This window comes from Streptomyces sp. NPDC005496, from assembly GCF_042872045.1.
Classification (GTDB): Bacteria; Actinomycetota; Actinomycetes; order Streptomycetales; family Streptomycetaceae; genus Streptomyces.
The window spans coordinates 133,155-152,808 of sequence record NZ_JBIAJQ010000016.1 but is presented as its reverse complement, the minus strand read 5'-3'; the positions used below and the strand labels follow the sequence as shown (position 1 = coordinate 152,808).

17 protein-coding genes are annotated in these 19,654 nt (G+C 72.1%); 10 read left to right on the top strand and 7 right to left on the bottom strand.

What is annotated here, in order from left to right:
• The first annotated feature begins 130 nt into the window (after positions 1-130).
• The 4 genes from ACFYQQ_RS37035 to ACFYQQ_RS37020 are packed head-to-tail and all read left to right on the top strand — an operon-like array spanning position 131 to position 5,656.
• Positions 131-2,686, top strand: coding sequence for a RelA/SpoT family protein (locus ACFYQQ_RS37035; protein ID WP_355785039.1), 2,556 nt, complete (start codon positions 131-133; stop codon positions 2,684-2,686).
• A gap of 19 nt (positions 2,687-2,705) precedes the next feature.
• Positions 2,706-4,115: a serine/threonine-protein kinase gene (locus ACFYQQ_RS37030; protein WP_355785036.1), complete on the top strand. Its 1,410-nt coding sequence runs from the start codon at positions 2,706-2,708 to the stop codon at positions 4,113-4,115.
• Positions 4,108-4,530, top strand: coding sequence for a hypothetical protein (locus ACFYQQ_RS37025; RefSeq protein ID WP_355785033.1), 423 nt, complete (start codon positions 4,108-4,110; stop codon positions 4,528-4,530). Before ACFYQQ_RS37030 ends, ACFYQQ_RS37025 begins: the two co-directional genes overlap by 8 nt.
• On the top strand, positions 4,511-5,656 hold the full coding sequence (locus ACFYQQ_RS37020) for a caspase family protein (protein WP_388906915.1): 1,146 nt from the start codon (positions 4,511-4,513) through the stop codon (positions 5,654-5,656). Before ACFYQQ_RS37025 ends, ACFYQQ_RS37020 begins: the two co-directional genes overlap by 20 nt.
• Before the next feature lie 78 nt (positions 5,657-5,734).
• On the opposite strand, the gene ACFYQQ_RS37015 is transcribed toward ACFYQQ_RS37020, so the two are convergent.
• Together ACFYQQ_RS37015 and ACFYQQ_RS37010 are read right to left on the bottom strand one after the other, a co-directional pair.
• Positions 5,735-6,964, bottom strand: coding sequence for a DUF349 domain-containing protein (locus ACFYQQ_RS37015; protein ID WP_356242155.1), 1,230 nt, complete (start codon positions 6,962-6,964; stop codon positions 5,735-5,737).
• Between the two features lie 135 nt (positions 6,965-7,099).
• Positions 7,100-7,921 carry a peptidylprolyl isomerase gene (locus tag ACFYQQ_RS37010; protein WP_355788897.1) on the bottom strand — a complete coding sequence of 274 codons (822 nt, stop codon included), beginning with the start codon at positions 7,919-7,921 and terminating at the stop codon, positions 7,100-7,102.
• A 187-nt stretch (positions 7,922-8,108) separates the two neighbouring features.
• Here ACFYQQ_RS37010 and ACFYQQ_RS37005 point away from each other — a divergent pair, with 187 nt between their 5' ends.
• Together ACFYQQ_RS37005 and hisS are read left to right on the top strand one after the other, a co-directional pair.
• Complete coding sequence (locus ACFYQQ_RS37005) at positions 8,109-8,819, top strand: MBL fold metallo-hydrolase (RefSeq protein WP_355788895.1); 711 nt, start codon at positions 8,109-8,111, stop codon at positions 8,817-8,819.
• Positions 8,820-8,830: 11 nt separating this feature from the next.
• Positions 8,831-10,093: a histidine--tRNA ligase gene (hisS, locus tag ACFYQQ_RS37000; RefSeq protein ID WP_355788892.1), complete on the top strand. Its 1,263-nt coding sequence runs from the start codon at positions 8,831-8,833 to the stop codon at positions 10,091-10,093.
• A gap of 74 nt (positions 10,094-10,167) precedes the next feature.
• Here the strand turns inward: hisS and ACFYQQ_RS36995 are convergent, their stop codons facing one another.
• Genes ACFYQQ_RS36995 through ACFYQQ_RS36980 form a run of 4 tightly spaced genes read right to left on the bottom strand, consistent with a single transcriptional unit; the run spans position 10,168 to position 13,692 of the window.
• Complete coding sequence (locus ACFYQQ_RS36995) at positions 10,168-10,791, bottom strand: response regulator transcription factor (RefSeq protein ID WP_356242157.1); 624 nt, start codon at positions 10,789-10,791, stop codon at positions 10,168-10,170.
• Complete coding sequence (locus ACFYQQ_RS36990) at positions 10,788-11,987, bottom strand: sensor histidine kinase (protein ID WP_356166554.1); 1,200 nt, start codon at positions 11,985-11,987, stop codon at positions 10,788-10,790. Before ACFYQQ_RS36990 ends, ACFYQQ_RS36995 begins: the two co-directional genes overlap by 4 nt.
• Positions 11,984-12,829 (bottom strand): ABC transporter permease, encoded by an 846-nt coding sequence (locus ACFYQQ_RS36985; protein WP_355792137.1) that lies wholly within the window; start codon positions 12,827-12,829, stop codon positions 11,984-11,986. The genes ACFYQQ_RS36990 and ACFYQQ_RS36985 overlap by 4 nt, the downstream gene beginning before the upstream one ends.
• Entirely contained in the window at positions 12,826-13,692 is an 867-nt protein-coding gene (locus ACFYQQ_RS36980; RefSeq protein ID WP_355792134.1) for an ABC transporter ATP-binding protein, read from the bottom strand. The genes ACFYQQ_RS36985 and ACFYQQ_RS36980 overlap by 4 nt, the downstream gene beginning before the upstream one ends.
• Positions 13,693-13,831: 139 nt before the next feature.
• On the opposite strand from ACFYQQ_RS36980, the gene ACFYQQ_RS36975 reads away from it, so the two are divergent.
• The 3 genes from ACFYQQ_RS36975 to rpsD all read left to right on the top strand — a co-directional run bounded on the left by ACFYQQ_RS36975 (position 13,832) and on the right by rpsD (position 16,842).
• Positions 13,832-14,470, top strand: coding sequence for a vitamin K epoxide reductase family protein (locus ACFYQQ_RS36975; RefSeq protein WP_356242167.1), 639 nt, complete (start codon positions 13,832-13,834; stop codon positions 14,468-14,470).
• 66 nt (positions 14,471-14,536) lie between these two features.
• Positions 14,537-15,892: a replication-associated recombination protein A gene (locus tag ACFYQQ_RS36970; protein ID WP_356166545.1), complete on the top strand. Its 1,356-nt coding sequence runs from the start codon at positions 14,537-14,539 to the stop codon at positions 15,890-15,892.
• 335 nt (positions 15,893-16,227) lie between these two features.
• Positions 16,228-16,842, top strand: a complete 615-nt coding sequence (gene rpsD, locus ACFYQQ_RS36965; protein ID WP_355793228.1) for a 30S ribosomal protein S4 — start codon at positions 16,228-16,230, stop codon at positions 16,840-16,842.
• A gap of 32 nt (positions 16,843-16,874) precedes the next feature.
• Here rpsD and ACFYQQ_RS36960 read toward each other — a convergent pair whose 3' ends face one another.
• Positions 16,875-19,058 carry an ATP-binding protein gene (locus tag ACFYQQ_RS36960; protein ID WP_388906907.1) on the bottom strand — a complete coding sequence of 728 codons (2,184 nt, stop codon included), beginning with the start codon at positions 19,056-19,058 and terminating at the stop codon, positions 16,875-16,877.
• A gap of 161 nt (positions 19,059-19,219) precedes the next feature.
• Between ACFYQQ_RS36960 and ACFYQQ_RS36955 the strand changes: the two genes are divergently transcribed.
• The gene (locus ACFYQQ_RS36955; protein ID WP_355782105.1) at positions 19,220-19,654 is read left to right on the top strand and encodes a DUF948 domain-containing protein; all 435 of its coding nucleotides are present in this window, start codon (positions 19,220-19,222) and stop codon (positions 19,652-19,654) included.

Sequence of the window (19,654 nt, the reverse complement as noted above, 5' to 3'; positions counted from 1 at the left end):
GTGCCCGCCTTCGGTGTTTCCGCTGTAAGAGGCCGTCCCACCGGCCGAAGGCGAGTTCGAAGCCCGGGATCGCTACCATGGGTTCTCCGGAGCCTGACCGGGGGACCCGGAAAGCGCACGAGGAGTCCTCTTGCCAGACGAGGCCCAGCCACTCGCCCCCAGTGCTGACCGCCAGGGGGGAACCCCAGCCGCCCAGCCCGTACCGACCTCGGGCCCCGCGGACAAGCCCGCGAAGAGCGTCACGCACGGGCCGGTCGAGCACGCCCAGGCGGCGCCCGAGGAGAGGGCGGCCGAGCAGCCGCGTCCCAAGCCGGCTCCGTCCGAGGGCGAGCGCTCCCCGCACACCCCGGTGGTCCGTCCGGCGGCCGGCCAGCCCGCCCGCACCGGCGGCGGCTCCTCCAACCGCGTACGCGCCCGGCTCGCCCGCCTCGGCGTCCAGCGCTCCAACCCGTACAACCCGGTCCTGGAGCCCCTGCTGCGGATAGTGCGCGGCAACGACCCGAAGATCGAGACGTCCACGCTCCGCCAGATCGAGCGCGCCTACCAGGTCGCCGAGCGCTGGCACCGCGGCCAGAAGCGCAAGAGCGGCGACCCGTACATCACGCACCCGCTCGCGGTGACCACGATCCTCGCCGAACTGGGCATGGACCCGGCCACCCTGATGGCCGGCCTGCTGCACGACACGGTCGAGGACACCGAGTACGGGCTCGACACGCTCCGCAAGGACTTCGGCGACCAGGTCGCCCTGCTGGTCGACGGCGTCACCAAGCTCGACAAGGTCAAGTTCGGCGAGGCCGCGCAGGCCGAGACCGTGCGCAAGATGGTCGTCGCCATGGCCAAGGACCCCCGCGTCCTGGTCATCAAGCTCGCCGACCGCCTGCACAACATGCGCACCATGCGCTACCTCAAGCGCGAGAAGCAGGAGAAGAAGGCGCGCGAGACGCTGGAGATCTACGCGCCGCTGGCCCACCGGCTGGGCATGAACACCATCAAGTGGGAACTGGAGGACCTCGCCTTCGCGATCCTCTACCCGAAGATGTACGACGAGATCGTCCGCCTGGTCGCCGAGCGCGCCCCCAAGCGCGACGAGTACCTCGCCATAGTGACCGACGAGGTCCAGTCCGACCTGCGCGCGGCCCGCATCAAGGCGACCGTCACCGGCCGCCCGAAGCACTACTACAGCGTCTACCAGAAGATGATCGTCCGCGGCCGTGACTTCGCGGAGATCTACGACCTGGTGGGCATCCGCGTCCTCGTGGACACCGTCCGCGACTGCTACGCGGCCCTCGGCACGGTGCACGCGCGGTGGAACCCGGTCCCCGGCCGGTTCAAGGACTACATCGCGATGCCCAAGTTCAACATGTACCAGTCGCTGCACACGACGGTCATCGGGCCCAACGGCAAGCCGGTCGAGCTGCAGATCCGCACGTTCGACATGCACCGCCGCGCCGAGTACGGCATCGCGGCGCACTGGAAGTACAAGCAGGAGGCCGTCGCCGGCACCTCCAAGGTCCGCTCGGACCAGCCGAGGACCACCGGCAAGGACGACCACCTGAACGACATGGCGTGGCTGCGCCAGCTCCTGGACTGGCAGAAGGAGACCGAGGACCCGGGCGAGTTCCTGGAGTCCCTGCGCTTCGACCTCTCGCGCAACGAGGTCTTCGTGTTCACGCCGAAGGGCGACGTGATAGCGCTCCCGGCGGGCGCCACCCCGGTCGACTTCTCCTACGCCGTGCACACCGAGGTCGGGCACCGGACCATAGGGGCCCGGGTCAACGGGCGTCTCGTCCCGCTCGAATCGACCCTGGACAACGGCGACCTGGTCGAGGTCTTCACATCCAAGGCCGCCGGCGCGGGTCCCTCCCGGGACTGGCTCGGCTTCGTCAAGTCGCCGCGGGCCCGCAACAAGATCAGGGCCTGGTTCTCCAAGGAGCGCCGCGACGAGGCGATCGAGCAGGGCAAGGACGCCATCGCGCGGGCCATGCGCAAGCAGAACCTGCCGATCCAGCGCATCCTTACCGGCGACTCCCTGGTCACGCTGGCGCACGAGATGCGCTACCCCGACATCTCGTCGCTGTACGCGGCGATCGGCGAGGGGCACGTCGCGGCGCAGAGCGTCGTGCAGAAGCTGGTGCAGGCGCTCGGCGGCGAGGAGGCGGCCACCGAGGAGATCGACGAGAGCGTCCCGCCCGCCCGCGGCCGCAGCCGCAAGCGGCGCTCGAACGCCGACCCCGGCGTCGTCGTCAAGGGCGTCGACGACGTGTGGGTCAAGCTCGCCCGCTGCTGTACGCCCGTGCCCGGCGACCCGATCATCGGCTTCGTCACCCGCGGCAGCGGTGTCTCGGTGCACCGCAGCGACTGCGTCAACGTGGACTCGCTGTCCCGGGAACCGGAGCGGATCCTGGAGGTCGAGTGGGCGCCCACCCAGTCCTCGGTCTTCCTGGTCGCCATACAGGTCGAGGCCCTGGACCGCTCCCGGCTCCTGTCGGACGTCACGCGCGTCCTGTCGGACCAGCACGTCAACATCCTGTCCGCGGCCGTGCAGACCTCCCGCGACCGGGTCGCCACCTCGCGCTTCACCTTCGAGATGGGCGACCCCAAGCACCTCGGCCACGTCCTGAAGGCCGTACGCGGCGTGGAGGGCGTGTACGACGTGTACCGGGTGACGTCGGCGCGCAGGCCCTGACCGCACGACGGGGGACGAGATGGAGAACGTCGGCTTAGTGGCCGGCCGCTACCGCCCGGTGGGACTGCTCGGGCGGGGCGGCATGGGTGTGGTGTACGAGGCGGTCGACGAGGTGCTCGGCCGCCGCGTCGCGGTGAAGATGCTGACCGCCGTCGAGGGACTGGCCGCCGACAACGAGGCGCTGGAGCGCTTCATGCGCGAGGCCCGCGCCCTGGCCAGGATCGACCATCCCTCGGTCGTCACGCTGTACGACACGGGGGTGCACGACGGCACCCCCTACCTGGTCATGCAGGTGCTCGACGGTGTGAGCCTCGCCGACCTCGTGGCGACCGCGGGACCCCTGCCGCCGGCCGCGGTCGCCTCCGTCGCCCTCGGCGTCACGGACGCCCTCGCCGCCGCGCACGAGGCGGGGGTGCTGCACCGCGACGTCAAGCCCTCGAACGTCGGGATCGACCGGGCAGGGCGGGTCGTCCTCCAGGACTTCGGGCTCGCCCGTCTCGCCGGGGAGGCGGTGATCACCCGGACCGGTGTGCTGATGGGCACCCCCCAGTTCATCGCGCCCGAGGCGATCCGCGGGGTGCTGCCGGAACCCGCCGCCGACCTGTACGGGCTGGGCGCGTGCATGTACCTGATGATCACGGGCGAGCTGCCGTTCGGCGAGACCGTGGACGTCGGAGCGATCGTGGAGAAGGCCCTCGGCGACGGGATCCCGCCGCTGGCCGGCCGGAAACCGGCGTACCCGGACGGGCTGACCCGGCTCGTCGACCGGCTCTGCCGGCAGGACCCGGCCGACCGGCCGCAGCGGGTCGAGGAGGTCGGGCACGAACTGCGCGGCCTCGCGGACGGAGGCACCGCGCTGCTGGCCGGGCTGCTGGCCGGGCACATCCGCGAGGAGGCGCTGGAGGGCCTCGCCGGACCGGTCGCCGCCCAGGGCGGGCCACCGCCCGAGGGCTCACCCGGCCCCGGTCACGAGGGAGAGGTGTTCCGGCCGCAGGTCGAGGCGCCCGAGTACGACTGGGACCGGGCCGGCCCGTCGTGGGGCGCCGGCGCGGCGGGTCCTGCGGACGACGACGGTGAGATCCGGCCGCGGGAGTCGTTCCGCATGGCCGGCAGGCTGGCGCCGCCCACGCTGAGCGACGCCACCCGCCGGCTCGTGCTCAGCAGCATGACCCCGCAGAACGCGCTGTCCCGGCAGCGCGAGGCGGTCAACCTGGTGCTGCGCGGTGAACTCCGCGAGGCCGCACAGATGTTGTCGGTGATCGTGCCGGTGTGCCTGTCGTCCCTGGGCCCGGACCACCTCACCACCCTGACCAGCCAGTACTGGCAGGCCGTGTGCCTGGCCAGGCTGGACGCCGGAGACCAGGCACTGGACCTGTTCTCGCGCGTGAACAGACGTGTCGGCCGAGGAACGGACGGGATCGATGACTGACTTCGTCGCGGGGATCGCAGCGGTCCCGGCGGCCGCGGGAGCCGAACCGCCGCCGGGCGCCGGGGGAGCACCCGGCGCCGAGGACGAACTCCGGTCCCTGCTGCGCTGGTTGCACGCGGACGAGACGCTCGACGTACGGGCCCGGGTCACCGGCGGTCCGACTCCCGCGCACCATATGGGAACCGGCTTCGACGTGCTCCAACTCGCCCTCGGCAGCGGGCTGTCCACCGCCTCCCTGGTCGTCTCCGTCCTGCAGTGGCAGACCTCGCGGCGCCGGGCGCCGTCCGTCACCCTGCGCCGCGGCGAGGTCGAGGTGCTGCTCACCGCGGAGGCGGCGCGCGACGAGGAGACGCTGCGCAGGATCGTCGCGGTCCTCGACCGGGAGGAAGCCGAGAGTGACCTCGACGCTTCCTGACCCGGCCCGCTCCCGCGCCGTCCTCATCGGGACCGCCTCCTACCGGCATCTGCCGCAACTGCCCGCCGTCGAGGCCAACGTGGTCGACCTCGCCGCGGAGCTGTGCGACGCCACGGTCTGGGGACTCCCGGTCCAGCACTGCACGGTCGTCACCGATCCGCAGAGCCCCCTCGCCATGCTCGACCCGGTGCACCAGGCCGGCGACGAGGCCACCGACACCCTGATCGTGTACTACGCCGGGCACGGCATGCGCGACTCCGAGTCCGCGGACCTGTACCTCGCGCTCGGCGACTCCCGCGACCACCTCGGCTACACCGCCGTCGCCTACCAGCACCTGCGGTCCGCCCTGCGCGCCTCCCGCGCCCGCCGCAAGGTCGTCGTCCTCGACTGCTGCTTCAGCGGCCGCGCCGCCCGCACCCTCGTCGGCGGCGACGTGCTCGCCGCCCAGGCCGCCGTCGACGGCGCCTTCGTGCTCACCGCCTCGCCCCGCGACCGGCTGGCCCTCGCGCCCGACGGCGAGCGCTACACCGCGTTCACCGGCGAACTCCTCACCGTCCTGCGCGGCGGCGTCCAGGACGGCCCCGAACTCATCGACCTGGACACCCTCTACCGCGTCCTGGAGGAACGCCTGCGCGCCAAGAACCGCCCCCTGCCGCAGCGTTCGCAGGAGAACGGCGTGGGACGGCTCCCCTTCGCCCGCAACAAGGCCCGCGCCGGCCGGCGCACTCCCGCGGGACCGGTCCTCGCCGCCGACGTACGCGCAGCGATGGTGGCCACCGGCCTCGCCGTGGCCCGGGCGCTGCGGGCCGCCGGCAACTCCCGCGACGCCCTGCCCGTGCTGCGGCTCGCCCTCCAGGAACAGACCACGCACGGACAGGGCGACCTGCTCGCCGTGCAGCTGGAACTCTCCGAACTGCTCGCCGAGTCCGGACAGGTCGCGGAGGCCGTCGAGGTACTGGAACTCGCCTTCCAGCAGGTGCACAAGCTGTACGGGCCCGAGGCGATCCTGGTGTGCCGGCGGCTCGCCGATCTCCTCCAGGAGTCCGGGAACCACATCCAGGCCTGTGAGGTCCTCAAGCACGCCCTGCACATCGCCGAGCAGGGCGGACCGCGCACCGCCTCCTGAACGCGGCGCGGCCCGGCGGTGGGGGAACCACCGCCGGGCCGCGCCGGAGGAAAGCCGCCCGCGGGCGACGGGCGGGTGTCAGCCGCCGAACTCCTGCAGACCCTTCAGGGCCTGGTCCAGCAGCGCCTGACGGCCGTCGAGCTCCTTCTGGAGCTTGTCGGCCTTGGCGTTGTTGCCCGCCGAGCGGGCCGTCTCGATCTGGCCGCGGAGCTTGTCCACGGCGGCCTGGAGCTGACCGGTCAGACCCTCCGCACGCGCGCGTGCCTCGGGGTTGGTCCGGCGCCACTCGGCCTCCTCGGACTCCTGCAGAGCCCGCTCCACCGCGTGCATCCGGCCCTCGACCTTCGGCCGGGCGTCGCGCGGCACGTGGCCGATGGCCTCCCAGCGCTCGTTGATCGAGCGGAAGGCGGCCCGGGCGGCCTTGAGATCCTGCACCGGGACGAGCTTCTCGGCCTCCTCGGCCAGCTCCTCCTTGAGCTTCAGGTTCTCCGACTGCTCCGCGTCCCGCTCGGCGAAGACCGAGCTGCGCGCCGCGAAGAAGACGTCCTGGGCGCCGCGGAAGCGGTTCCACAGATCGTCCTCGTGCTCACGCTGGGCGCGGCCCGCGGCCTTCCAGTCCGCCATCAGCTCGCGGTAGCGGGCCGCCGTCGGACCCCAGTCCGTCGAACCGGACAGCGCCTCGGCCTCGGCGACCAGCTTCTCCTTGGTCTTGCGGGCCTCCTCGCGCTGCGCGTCCAGCGACGCGAAGTGCGCCTTGCGCCGCTTGGAGAACGCCGAGCGCGCGTGCGAGAAGCGGTGCCACAGCTCGTCGTCCGACTTGCGGTCGAGCCGCGGCAGCCCCTTCCAGGTGTCCACCAGCGAGCGCAGCCGCTCACCGGCCGCCCGCCACTGGTCGCTCTGCGCCAGCTCCTCCGCCTCGGTGACCAGGGCCTCCTTGGCGTGCCGCGCCTCGTCGGACTGCTTGGCCCGCTGCTCCTTGCGCTCCTGCCGGCGCGCGTCCACCGTCTCGACGAGCTTGTCCAGCCGCTTGCGCAGCGCGTCCAGATCACCGACCGCGTGATGGGCGTCGACCTGCTCGCGGATGTGCGCGATCGCGGCCTGGGCGTCCTTCGCGGACAGGTCGGTGGTCTTCACTCGCTTCTCGAGGAGGCCGATCTCCACAACCAGGCCCTCGTACTTGCGCTCGAAGTAGGCCAGCGCCTCGTCAGGGGAGCCGGCCTGCCAGGAACCGACGACCTGCTCGCCGTCGGCCGTACGCACGTACACGGTCCCCGTCTCGTCGACGCGGCCCCACGGGTCGCTGCTCACAGCGCCTCCTCCACATGATGCCTGCGGGAGGCTTCAGCGCCCCCGGGCATCGTCCACAGTTTCGTCACGGCCAACATAGGCGACCGGCGGGGCGGCTGTCCGCATCCCGCGCGACCGAAATTTCGCAGCTGGCGGTCAGGATTTCGACACGGTCAGCTTGTTGATCACGACGGTCGCGTTGGGTGCGCCGTCGCCCTGTCCGGTGCTCTCACCGGCGGCGGCGATCTTCTTCAGAACCGTCATGCCGGACTTGGAGATCGTTCCGAACGGCGTGTAGGTGGGCGGCAGCTTGCTGTCCTGGTACACGAGGAAGAACTGGCTGCCGCCGGTGTGCTTCTGGCCGGTGTTGGCCATCGCGACGGTGCCCGCCGGGTAGACCCCGCTCTTGAGGCTCTTGTCCTTCAGGTTCTCGTCCGGGATCGTGTAGCCCGGACCGCCGCCGCCGGTGCCCTGCGGGTCACCGCACTGCAGGACGTAGATGCCGTTCGTGACCAGGCGGTGGCACTTGGTGTGGTCGAAGAACCCCTTGCCGGCGAGGAAGCCGAACGAGTTCACCGTGTGCGGCGCCGCCGCCGTCTTCAGGTCGACGTCTATGTCACCGCACGTCGTCGCCAGCTTCATCGTGTAGGCGGCCGACTTGTCGATGGTGACCGCCGGCTCCTTCTTCCAGCTCAGCTTCGCCACCTTGCCCGCCGCGGGCTTCTCGCACGGGTCCGGCGCCTTGCTCGGCGTCGAGGGGCTCGGCGTCACCTCCGCGCCCGCGTTGGTCTTCTTGCCGTCGTCCTTGAAGACCCCGGTCGCGTACGACACGACACTGCCCACGACGACCACGCCGAGGACCGACGCGATCACCGCGTTGCGTGCGTGCGTCTTGCGCCGCGCGGCCGTACGCCGCTGCTGCTGCCGCAAGAACTTCTCCCGGGCGAGCTGACGCCGCCGCTGCTCCTGGCTGACCACCGGGTTTTCTCCTCGTGCGTCTCGTTCGTCAAGTGGGACGCGTGCGTCTTGTGAGCCGACCGCCTGCGTGTGCCCCGTACCGTATATGGGTTCGCTGAGGAAACGGCAGCGCCGGTAGGCTCTGATCCGCAGCCACCCGCCCCGTACGACGCCGTATGACCTCGTACGACACAAACGAAGGACGATCGTGCTCATTGCCGGGTTCCCCGCAGGGGCCTGGGGGACCAACTGTTATCTGGTCGCCCCCGCCGCGGGTGAGGAGTGCGTGATCATCGACCCGGGCCACCAGGCCGCCCAGGGAGTCGAGGACGCACTCGCCAAGCATCGGCTCAAGCCCGTCGCGGTCATCCTCACCCACGGCCACATCGACCATGTCGCCTCGGTCGTGCCGGTGTGCGGAGCGCACGACGTACCGGCCTGGATCCACCCCCGGGACCGCTACATGATGAGCGATCCCGAGAAGGGCATCGGCCGTTCCATCGGGATGCCGCTGATGGGCGAGATCACCGTGGGCGAGCCGGACGACGTCAGGGAACTCACCGACGGCGCCGAGCTGAAGCTCGCCGGCCTCGACTTCTCCGTCGCGCACGCGCCCGGCCATACGAAGGGGTCGGTGACCTTCCGGATGCCCGAGAGCGCGGACGTGCCGTCCGTGTTCTTCTCCGGGGATCTGCTGTTCGCCGGCTCCATCGGACGCACCGACCTGCCCGGCGGCGACATGGACGACATGCTCGCCTCGCTGGGCCGTGTGTGCCTGCCGCTCGACGACTCGACCGTGGTGCTGTCCGGCCACGGCCCCCAGACGACCATCGGCCAGGAGCGCGCCACCAACCCGTATCTGCGGCAGGTGGCCGCCGGCGGCCAGGGAGCATCCGAGGCTCCCCGACGAGGAATGTGACGAGACCTTCCGTGAGCACCTTCAAGGCCCCCAAGGGCACGTACGACCTGATCCCGCCGGACAGCGCCCGGTACCTCGCCGTGCGCGAGGCGATCTCCGCCCCCCTGCGCACCTCCGGCTACGGGTACATCGAGACGCCCGGCTTCGAGAGCGTCGAGCTGTTCGCGCGCGGCGTCGGTGAGTCCACCGACATCGTGACCAAGGAGATGTACGCCTTCGAGACCAAGGGCGGCGACCGGCTGGCCCTGCGCCCCGAGGGCACCGCCTCCGTGCTGCGCGCCGCGCTGGAGGCCAACCTGCACAAGGCGGGCAACCTCCCCGTCAAGCTCTGGTACTCGGGCTCGTACTACCGTTACGAGCGCCCCCAGAAGGGCCGTTACCGCCACTTCTCGCAGGTCGGCGCCGAGGCGATCGGAGCCGAGGACCCGGCGCTCGACGCCGAACTGATCATCCTGGCCGACCAGGCGTACCGCTCGCTGGGCCTGCGCGAGTTCCGCATCCTGCTGAACTCCCTGGGCGACAAGGAGTGCCGCCCCGTCTACCGGGCCGCGCTCCAGGACTTCCTGCGCGGGCTCGACCTCGACGAGGAGACGCTGCGCCGCGCCGACATCAACCCGCTGCGCGTGCTCGACGACAAGCGCGACGACGTCCAGAAGCAGCTGGTGGGCGCGCCGTTGCTGCGCGACTACCTGTGCGACGCCTGCAAGGCGTACCACGAGGAGGTGCGCGAGCTGATCACGGCCGCGGGCGTCTCCTTCGAGGACGACCCGAAGCTGGTGCGCGGCCTCGACTACTACACGCGCACGACCTTCGAGTTCGTCCACGACGGACTCGGCTCGCAGTCCGCGGTCGGCGGCGGCGGGCGCTACGACGGGCTGTCCGAGATGATCGGCGGGCCCGCGCTGCCCTCCGTCGGCTGGGCGCTCGGCGTCGACCGCACCGTCCTCGCCCTGGAGGCGGAGGGTGTCTCGCTCGAACTCCCCTCGGCCACCAGCGTGTTCGCGGTCCCGCTCGGCGACGAGGCCCGCCGGTTCCTCTTCGCCAAGGTCAACGAGCTGCGCAAGGTCGGCATCGCCGCCGACTTCAGTTACGGCGGCAAGGGCCTCAAGGGCGCGATGAAGAACGCCAACCGCAGCGGCGCGCGCTACACGATCGTCGCCGGCGAGCGGGACCTCGCCGAGGGTGTCGTCCAGCTCAAGGACATGGAGTCCGGCGAGCAGACGGCCGTCGGGGTCAACGAGATCGTGGCGGAACTGGAGTCCCGCCTGGGCTGACGGCGGCCGGCCGGATCCTCGTCGCACCGGCGGGGATCCGGCCGCTTCCGGCCCATGGGCGCAGGCGCGGGACCTCAGCCCAGCAGCCCCCAGCGCATCGCGCTCGTCACCGCTGCCGTCCGGTCGTCGACCCCCAACTTGCCGAAGGCCCGCAGCAGATGGGTCTTCACGGTCGACTCGCCGATGAACAGGCGCCGGCCGATCTCGGCGTTCGTGCACCCCTCGGCCACCAGGGCGAGCACCGCGGTCTCCCGCTCGGACAGCCGCGGCCGCTCCGGTCTGGACCGCAGCCGGTCGACCAGCCGGGCGGCCACCGACGGAGCCAGCACGGTCTCGCCCCGCGCGGCGGCCCGCACCGCCTCCGCCAGCTCACCGCGCGGCAGGTCCTTCAGCAGATAGCCCGCCGCACCCGCCTCCACCGCCCGCAGGATGTCGCCGTCCGTCTCGTAGGTGGTGAGCACGATCACCCGGCACGGCAGCCCCGCCCCGGTCATCCGCGCGATCGACTCGACGCCCCCGCCACCCGGCATCCGCAGGTCCATCAGGACGATGTCGGGCCGGAGTTCGGCGGCCAGCGCCTCCGCCCGCGGCCCGCTGGACGCGTCCCCGACCACGTCGAGATCGGGCTCGGCTCCGAGCATCGCGCGCAGCCCCTCGCGTACGACGGGATGGTCGTCGGCCAGCACGATCCGGATCACGGCGCACTCCTCGCGGGCGGTGCCGGAAGCCGGACGGTCACCAGGGTCCCCTCGCCGGGGGCGCTGCTCACCCGGGCCGTGCCGCCCGCCTCCGCCGCCCGTGTGCGCAGTCCCGCCAGACCGTAGCCGCCCGCCGGCGCCTCCGGGTCGAAACCGCAGCCGTCGTCCCGTACCGAGACGGTGAGCGCCGTGCCGGCGTACGCGAGGGAGAGGCCGACGGAAGCCGAAATCCCGCCGTGCCTACGGGCGTTGGTGAGCGCTTCCTGGCAGGAGCGCAGCGCGACCACCTCGGTGCCGGCGGGCAGCGGGCGCACCTCACCCGTCACGTCGAGGGCGGCGCCGTGGCGTACGGCGAGCCGGCGCAGCGCGTCGGGCAGCGAGGCGCCGTCGAGGTCCGCGGGCCCGGACCCGGCGACCAGGGCGCGCGCCTCGGCGAGGTTCTCCCGCGCCGTCCGCGCCATGAGCGCCAGATGCCGGCGCGCCTCGGCTGGATCGCCGTCGAGTTCCGCCTCGACGGCCTGGACCAGCATCAGCAGGCTGGTGAAGCCCTGCGCGAGGGTGTCGTGGATCTCCCTGGAGAACCGCTCCCGCTCGGCCAGCGCGCCATGGGCGGCCGAGAGCCGGGCGATCTCGTGGCGGCCCGCGTCCAGTTCCGCGATCAGCGCGGCGCGTTCCTGGCTCTGTTCGACGACCCGGGCGGTCCAGCCGCCGACGGCCGCTGAGAAGACCAGGGTGACCACAGCGAAGACCGAGTTGTAGAAGGCGTCCGCGCCGCTCGGCCGCCAGAGCAGGAGCCAGCCGGCCACCGGCGCGAGGTTGAGGACGGTCACGGCCGGCAGCGCCCGGCGCGGACTCAGCGCCATGAAGCACTGGGGGACGAGCGCGAACGTCATCAGGCGGGTCTCGCCGACGAGGATCCCCGACGGCAGGAACAGCGCCGTGGCCCCGGCGAGGTACCGCAGGGCCCGGCGTTCGTCGGGCGGGTCACCGCCGAGCACCGGCCGCCCCACGGCCACGTACCAGGGGACCAGCAGGGCGAGCAGGGCGGCCGAGGCGATCCGGTAGGGCGGCCCGGGCCGCGCCGTGCCCAGCACGAAGACCAGGGTGGCCAGCCACACGACCGCGAAGTACGAGTCCCAGAGCCGGAACGAGCGTTCCCAGGTGTACGAACCGCGCGCGCCGCCCGGGCCCGTCATCCCTCGCGCCGGTTCTTCCACCGGAAGGTCAGCAGACACAGCAGCAATCCTCCGGCGCACCATGCCCCGAGCACCAGGGCCACGCGGCCGAACTCCCAGTCGCCCGCCTGCTCCAGGACGCGCGCCGAGTCGGGCAGGAAGACCCCGCGCAGGCCCTGGCACATCCACTTCAGCGGGAACAGGGCGGCGACGGCCGGCATCCAGTCCGACACGCTGCCGACCGGGACGTACACCCCGGAGACGAACTGGAGCACCAGGAACGGCAGGACGATCACCGAGGTGGCGCTCCTGCCGGACGCCGGGAGCGAGCCGACCGCGATGCCGAGCAGGGCGCACGCCGTCAGGCCGAGGACGAAGATCCAGACGAGGCGGAACCAGCCGTCCGCGCCGGAGGGGGCGGCGGCGCCGAACAGGGTGACCCCGGCGAGGAGCAGGACCGCCGTCTCCAGGACACCGCTGACGAGAACCAGCCAGATCTTCCCCAGGAAGTACGCGGCGGGTGGCATCGGCGTCGCGCGCAGCCGGCGCAGCACCTTCTCGTCCCGCTCGACCGCGACGGAGATGCCGAGGGACTGGAAGCCGACGGACATGATGCCCGCGGCCGTCATGGCGGGGACGTACAGCTGGGCCGCCGTGACCCCGGCGCCCCGCACGTCGTCGTCGAAGACCGAGGCGAAGAGGAACAGCAGGACGACCGGGAAGGCGAGCGTGAAGACCACCTGGTCGCGGCGGCGGAAGAACTGCCGCAGTTCCAGCGCGCCGCGGGCGAGCCCGAGGCCCCAGGCACCGGGGAGCCGCCGCGCGGAACGCTTCGCGGTGCGGACCGCCGCCGTCGTGGTCATCGGGTGCCCTCCTGTCCGGTCAGCCGCAGATAGAGGTCCTCCAGGGTGGGGCGGCTCACGCGCAGCCCCGGGACCTCCCCGCCGAAGCGGGCGGCGAGTCGCGCCACCGTCCGCGCCGGTGTCCCGGTGCGCTCGCGGCGCGGGGTGCCGTCGGCCTCCGTCCACTCGACGTCCGCCGCGGTGCCGTGACGTTCCCGCAGGACGGAGGGAGCGCCCTCGGCGACCACCCGTCCCCGTACGACGACCGCGATCCGGTCCGCGAGCGTCTCCGCCTCGTGGAGCTGGTGCGTGGTCATGAGGACCGTCGTGCCCCCGGCGGCCAGCTCCCGGATCATCTCCCCGAAGCGGCGGCGGGCGGCCGGGTCGAAGCCGGTCGTCGGCTCGTCCAGGAGCAGGAGTTCCGGATCGCCCGTCACCCCCAGCGCCACGTCGAGGCGGCGCCGCTCGCCGCCGGACAGCGCCTTGATCCGGGTGTCCGCCTCCTCCTGGAGCCCCACCAGGGCGATGACCTCCTCCGGGTCCCGCGGCTTCGGGTAGTAGCGGGCGAAATGCCGCACCGTCTCGCGCACCGTCAACTCCGCGGGCGCCGATTCGTCCTGCCGGACGACACCGATCCGTGAACGCCACGCGCGTGTGCTCCTCGCCGGATCCGCGCCCAGGACCGCGACGTGCCCCGCGTCCCGGACCCGCTCGCCCTGGAGGATCTCCACCGTCGTGCTCTTCCCGGCGCCGTTCGGCCCGAGCAGGCCGAACACCTCCCCGCGCCGGACGCCCAGGTCGACGCCGTCCACCGCCGTCACGTCCCCGTACCGCTTGCGCAGTCCCCGTACGTCCACCACGAGCCCGTCCGCGTGTGTCGTCATGCCGACCAGCGTCGGCGCGAACCGAACGTTCCGGGACGTCCGTCCGTACCTCCTTATGTCCATCGAACGGTGGACACGCGGGCGCGTGCGGCACAATGACCGTGCCCGCGAAGCCCCCACCCAGCAACGGATCGGCGTGATGAGCAAGACGACAGTCAAGGACGACGTCTCCCTCGACGACGAGCGCGTCGACGCCCCCCGGACGGTGGGCGGCAGCGCGGCCCTCGCCCTGCTGCTGGTGATCACCGGTGCGGCCGGTCTGCTCGCCGCCTGGGTCATCACGATCGACAAGTTCAAGCTGCTGGAGGACCCGGGCTTCGTACCGGGCTGCAGCCTCAACCCGGTCGTCTCCTGCGGCAACATCATGAAGAGCGACCAGGCCTCGGTCTTCGGGTTCCCCAACCCGATGCTGGGACTGGTCGCCTACGGCGTCGTCGTCTGCGTCGGCGTCAGCCTGCTCGCCAGGGCCACCTTCCCGCGCTGGTACTGGCTGACCTTCAACGCCGGCACCCTCTTCGGCGTCGGCTTCTGCACCTGGCTCCAGTTCCAGTCCCTGTACCGGATCAACTCGCTGTGCCTGTGGTGCTGCCTGGCGTGGGTCGCCACCATCCTCATGTTCTGGTACGTGACCTCGTCCAACGTCCGCAACGGCTTCCTGCCCACCCCGCGCTGGGTCAGGAGCTTCTTCGGCGAGTTCACCTGGGTGCTGCCCGTCCTGCACATCGGCATCATCGGCATGCTGATCCTGACCCGCTGGTGGGACTTCTGGACCAGCTGACCCCGCCGGAGCCCCGGTCCACCGGGCCCGGGGGCGTTGTCAGTGGTGTGACATAGGGTTTCGTACGTGGAGCCCGACCTGTTCACCGCCGCAGCCGAAGAACGCCAGGAGAAGGACCCGTCCAGCAGCCCCCTGGCGGTCCGGATGCGCCCGCGCACCCTCGACGAGGTCGTGGGCCAGCAGCATCTCCTCAAGCCGGGCTCGCCCCTGCGCAGACTGGTCGGCGAGAGCGGCGGCGGCCCCGCCGGACCGTCCTCCGTGATCCTCTGGGGCCCGCCGGGCACCGGCAAGACCACCCTCGCCTACGTCGTCTCCAAGGCCACGAACAAGCGCTTCGTCGAGCTGTCCGCGATCACCGCGGGCGTCAAGGAGGTGCGCGCGGTCATCGAGGGCGCCCGCCGTGCCACCGGTGGCTTCGGCAAGGAGACCGTCCTCTTCCTCGACGAGATCCACCGCTTCAGCAAGGCCCAGCAGGACTCCCTCCTCCCGGCCGTCGAGAACCGCTGGGTGACCCTGATCGCCGCGACCACGGAGAACCCGTACTTCTCGGTGATCTCCCCCCTCCTGTCCCGCTCCCTCCTGCTGACCCTGGAACCGCTCACCGACGACGACCTGCGCGCACTGCTGCGCCGGGCCCTCACCGACGAGCGCGGCCTCAAGGAGGCCGTCACCCTCCCCGGGGACACCGAGGAGCACCTGCTGCGGATCGCCGGCGGCGACGCCCGACGGGCCCTGACGGCGCTGGAGGCCGCCGCCGGGTCCGCGCTCGACAAGGGCGAGCCGGAGATCACCCTCCAGACCCTGGAGGAGACGGTCGACCGCGCCGCCGTCACCTACGACCGCGACGGCGACCAGCACTACGACGTCGCCAGCGCCCTGATCAAGTCCATCCGCGGCTCGGACGTGGACGCCGCCCTGCACTACCTGGCGCGCATGATCGAGGCAGGTGAGGACCCCCGCTTCATCGCCCGCCGCCTGATGATCTCCGCCAGCGAGGACATCGGTCTCGCGGACCCGAACGCGCTGCCGATCGCGGTCGCCGCCGCCCAGGCCGTCGCCATGATCGGCTTCCCGGAGGCCGCGCTCACCCTCAGCCACGCCACCATCGCCCTCGCCCTGGCCCCCAAGTCGAACGCCGCGACCACCGCGATCGGCGCCGCCATGGAGGACGTCCGCAAGGGCCACGCGGGCCCCGTGCCGATGCACCTGCGCGACGGGCACTACAAGGGCGCCGCCAAGCTCGGCCACGCGCAGGGGTACGTGTACCCGCACGACCTCCCCGAGGGCATCGCCGCCCAGCAGTACGCACCGGAGGAGCTCAAGGACCGGGAGTACTACACACCCTCCCGCCACGGCGCCGAGGCACGTTACGCGGACGCGGTGGAATGGACCCGCAAGCGCCTCGGTCGAGGGCGGCCCTGACCACCCTGTAGACTCCCTGAAGCGCTGCGTCCCGTGCCCGGCTCCGGTCGGCACCACCAGAACGGGACATCCAGCCGGAACCCCGTGCGCCGCAAGGCGCGGGGGATCCAGGAGCGTCGCGCACCGTCGAAGGTGTCGCGGGCAGCCCACCACCCTCCCGGACCTCCGGGAACAGGTCGGTGGGCCACTCGCGTGCTGCACGTATGTGCCCAGACCAGGGAGCGGCTGCCCGGCAGGTCCGTCAAGGGCCCGCGGGGTTTCCCCGGCTGCGGATTGCGACCTCCCCTAACCCTGGTGAAGCCGTATTCGTATCGAAAACATGAGGTGTTTGGTTCATGCCGAACCAGTCCCGCCCCAAGGTCAAGAAGTCGCGTGCCCTCGGCATCGCGCTGACCCCGAAGGCCGTCAAGTACTTCGAGGCCCGCCCCTACCCGCCGGGCGAGCACGGCCGCGGCCGCAAGCAGAACTCGGACTACAAGGTCCGTCTGCTCGAGAAGCAGCGTCTGCGCGCGCAGTACGACGTGTCCGAGCGCCAGCTCGTCCGCGCCTACGAGCGTGCCGCCAAGACCCAGGGCAAGACCGGTGAGGCCCTGGTCATCGAGCTCGAGCGCCGTCTCGACGCGCTGGTCCTGCGTTCGGGCATCGCCCGCACGATCTACCAGGCCCGCCAGATGGTCGTCCACGGCCACATCGAGGTCAACGGCCAGAAGGTCGACAAGCCGTCCTTCCGGGTCAAGCCGGACGACGTCGTCATGGTCCGTGAGCGCAGCCGCCAGAAGCCGCTGTTCGAGGTCGCGCGTGAGGGTGGCTTCGCCCCCGACGGCGAGACCCCGCGCTACCTCCAGGTGAACCTCCGCGCCCTGGCCTTCCGCCTGGACCGCGAGCCGAACCGCAAGGAGATCCCGGTGATCTGCGACGAGCAGCTCGTCGTCGAGTACTACGCCCGCTGATCGCTTTCCGGCGGATGTAGCACCACTGCGTGTCAGCCCGTCGTCTCCCCGCCCTTCCGGGTGGGCGAGGCGGCGGGCTTTCGCATGTCCACGGACGCCGGCATCGTCCGCGGCGCCGGCACCGCGCCGAGCGTGCGCTCCCCGCGCCGCCCGAGCGCCCGGGCCACCGCCGCCTCCTGCCCCAGCCGCGCCCCGGCCCGTACGCACTCCTCGTACCGCTCGTCGCCCAGCCGCTCCCGGGCGGTCGTCTCGCAGCGTTCGTGCGGCGCGTTGTAGTACGCCGAACCGAACAGCGGCAGGCCCACCGAGGGCCACATCCGGGACGCCGCGCCCTGCAGCACCGCGGCCTCGGCGGGATCGCCGTCCTCCGCGGTGACCAGCGCGAGCAGTTCCACCGCGAGGACCGTGCCGAGCAGATCGTGGAAGGTGTGCCCGATGCCGAGGCACTCCTCCAGCAGATCCCGGGCCCGCCGCCGGTCGCCCTCGGCCCAGGCCCCGTAGGCCAGCACGTACAGCGCGTACGCCAGTGCCCAGCGCTCCCCGTGGTCCTCGCACACCCGGCGGACGTCGTCGCACAGCTTCACCGCGCCCGGCAGATCCCCCTGGAACGCCTTCGCCATCGCCAGCTCGACCTGGCCCATCAGCACGTTGCTGTTGAGCTCGCCGATCTCGTGATAGCGGTCCAGCGCCGAGCCGAGCAGGCTCTCCGCGCGCGGCATGTCGTCCGTCACCAGCGCCAGACACCCGGTGCGGTGCTCCGCGTACGCCACCGCCGTCGCGTTCCCGCTCCGCTCCGCCTCCTCGCGGCACTCCTGGAGCGCGGCGAGAGCGGCCACCGGGTCGCCCTGGAGGACCGCCACGTAACCGAGCACCCACAGCGCCTTGAGCCGGGACTGCTCATACGCCCCGTCCTCCGGCGTCGGCTCGACGCAGCGGTCCAGCCAGTGCCGCCCCTCGGCGAGCCTGCCGCAGCCCACCCAGTAGAACCAGAGGCTGCCCGCCAGGTACTGGCCCAGATGCGTCCCGCCCGGCTCGGTCAGACAGTGCTCCAGGGCGCAGCGCAGATTCGGCAGCTCCGCCTCCACGCGCGCGGCGACCTCGCCCTGGCGCGGCGAGAACCAGTCCAGCTCGCACCAGGTGGCCAGCCCCATGAACCAGTCGCGGTGGCGGCGCCGCAGCCGCTCCGCGTCCCCCATCGCCTCCAGCCACTCGGCGCCGTACGCGCGGACCGTGTCCAGCATCCGGTAGCGCACGCCGACGGGGGTCTCCTCGCGGGAGACCACGGACTGGGCGAGCAGTTCACCGAGCACGTCCAGGACGTCGTCGGCGGGCAGGCCGTCGCCGCTGCACACGTACTCGGCGGCCTCCAGGTCGAACCGGCCCGCGAACACCGACAGGCGCGACCAGAGCAGCCGTTCCCGCGGGGTGCACAGCTCGTGGCTCCAGCCGATGGCCGTACGCAGTGTCTGGTGGCGCGTCGGCACGTCCCGGCCGCCGCCCGTCAGCAGCCGGAACCGGTCCTCCAGGCGCGACAGCAGCTGCGCGGGGGAGAGGGTGCTCAGCCGGCCGGCCGCCAGCTCGACGGCGAGCGGGATCCCGTCCAGGCGCCGGCACAGCTCCAGAACGTCCGCCCGGTTCGCCTCGTCCACCGCGAACCCGGGCACCCGGGCCGCCGCCCGCTCCGCGAACAGCTCCGCGGCCTCCGGCCCGGTCATCGGCGCCAGCGGGAACAGCCGCTCGCCCTCCACCTCCAGCGGCCGGCGCCCCGCGGCCAGCACCCGCAGCCCCGGCGCCGTCCGCAGCAACTCGCCCACCAGCGAGGCGCAGGCGTCCACGAGATGCTCGAAACCGTCCAGGACCAGCAGGAGTTCGCGCTCGGCGAGATGGCCGGCCAGCACCTCGCGGGGCAGCCTGGAGGTGTGGTCCGTCAGCCCGAGGGCCTCGACGACCGCGTACTCGACGAGCTCCGGTTCGCGGACCGCCGCCAGCTCCACCCGCCACGCCCCGCCGGACAGGCCGGTGCGTGCCGCCGCGTGCGCCGCGAGCCGCGACTTGCCGACGCCCCCCATGCCCGTCACCGTCACCAGCCGCGCCGAGCGCAGGGCCTCGTCCAGCCGCCCCAGTTCCGCCGAGCGACCCACGAACACGTTGAGTTCCAGGGGAAGATTGCCGGGGGGCGGGGAGCCCGCGCGCGGGGCCGGGTGAGAACGGTGCATGGGATACGCAGCGTACTGACCCATGTGCTCTCCGTACAATCGATTCGCGGAACTCCCGCCGGGGGCGCCGGTAATCCGGTGCGGAGCCGCGGCCCCGGCGCGATAGGCTCGGGGGACGACTTTTCGATGTTCAGGCACGTATCAGGGAGCGGGTGCAATCAGTGTCCGGTGGAGAGGTGGCCGGGATCCTGGTGGCCGTGTTCTGGGCGATCCTGGTCTCCTTCCTCGCCGTCGCGCTGGCGAGGCTGGCCCAGACGCTCAGGGCGACCACCAAGCTCGTGGCGGACGTGACCGACCAGGCCGTCCCGCTGCTGGCCGACGCCTCCACGGCGGTGCGCTCCGCACAGACCCAGATCGAGCGAGTGGACGCCATCGCCTCCGACGTCCAGGAGGTCACGTCGAACGCGTCGGCGCTCTCCACGACGGTCGCCTCCACCTTCGGCGGCCCCCTCGTGAAGGTCGCGGCGTTCGGCTACGGCGTCCGCCGGGCACTCGGGGTCCGACGTGAGAACGAGCCACCCAGGGCGTCCCGCCGCACCGTGATCGTGGGACGCACCGTCCCGTCCGCGCGACGGGGAAAGCGGAAGAAGGACTGA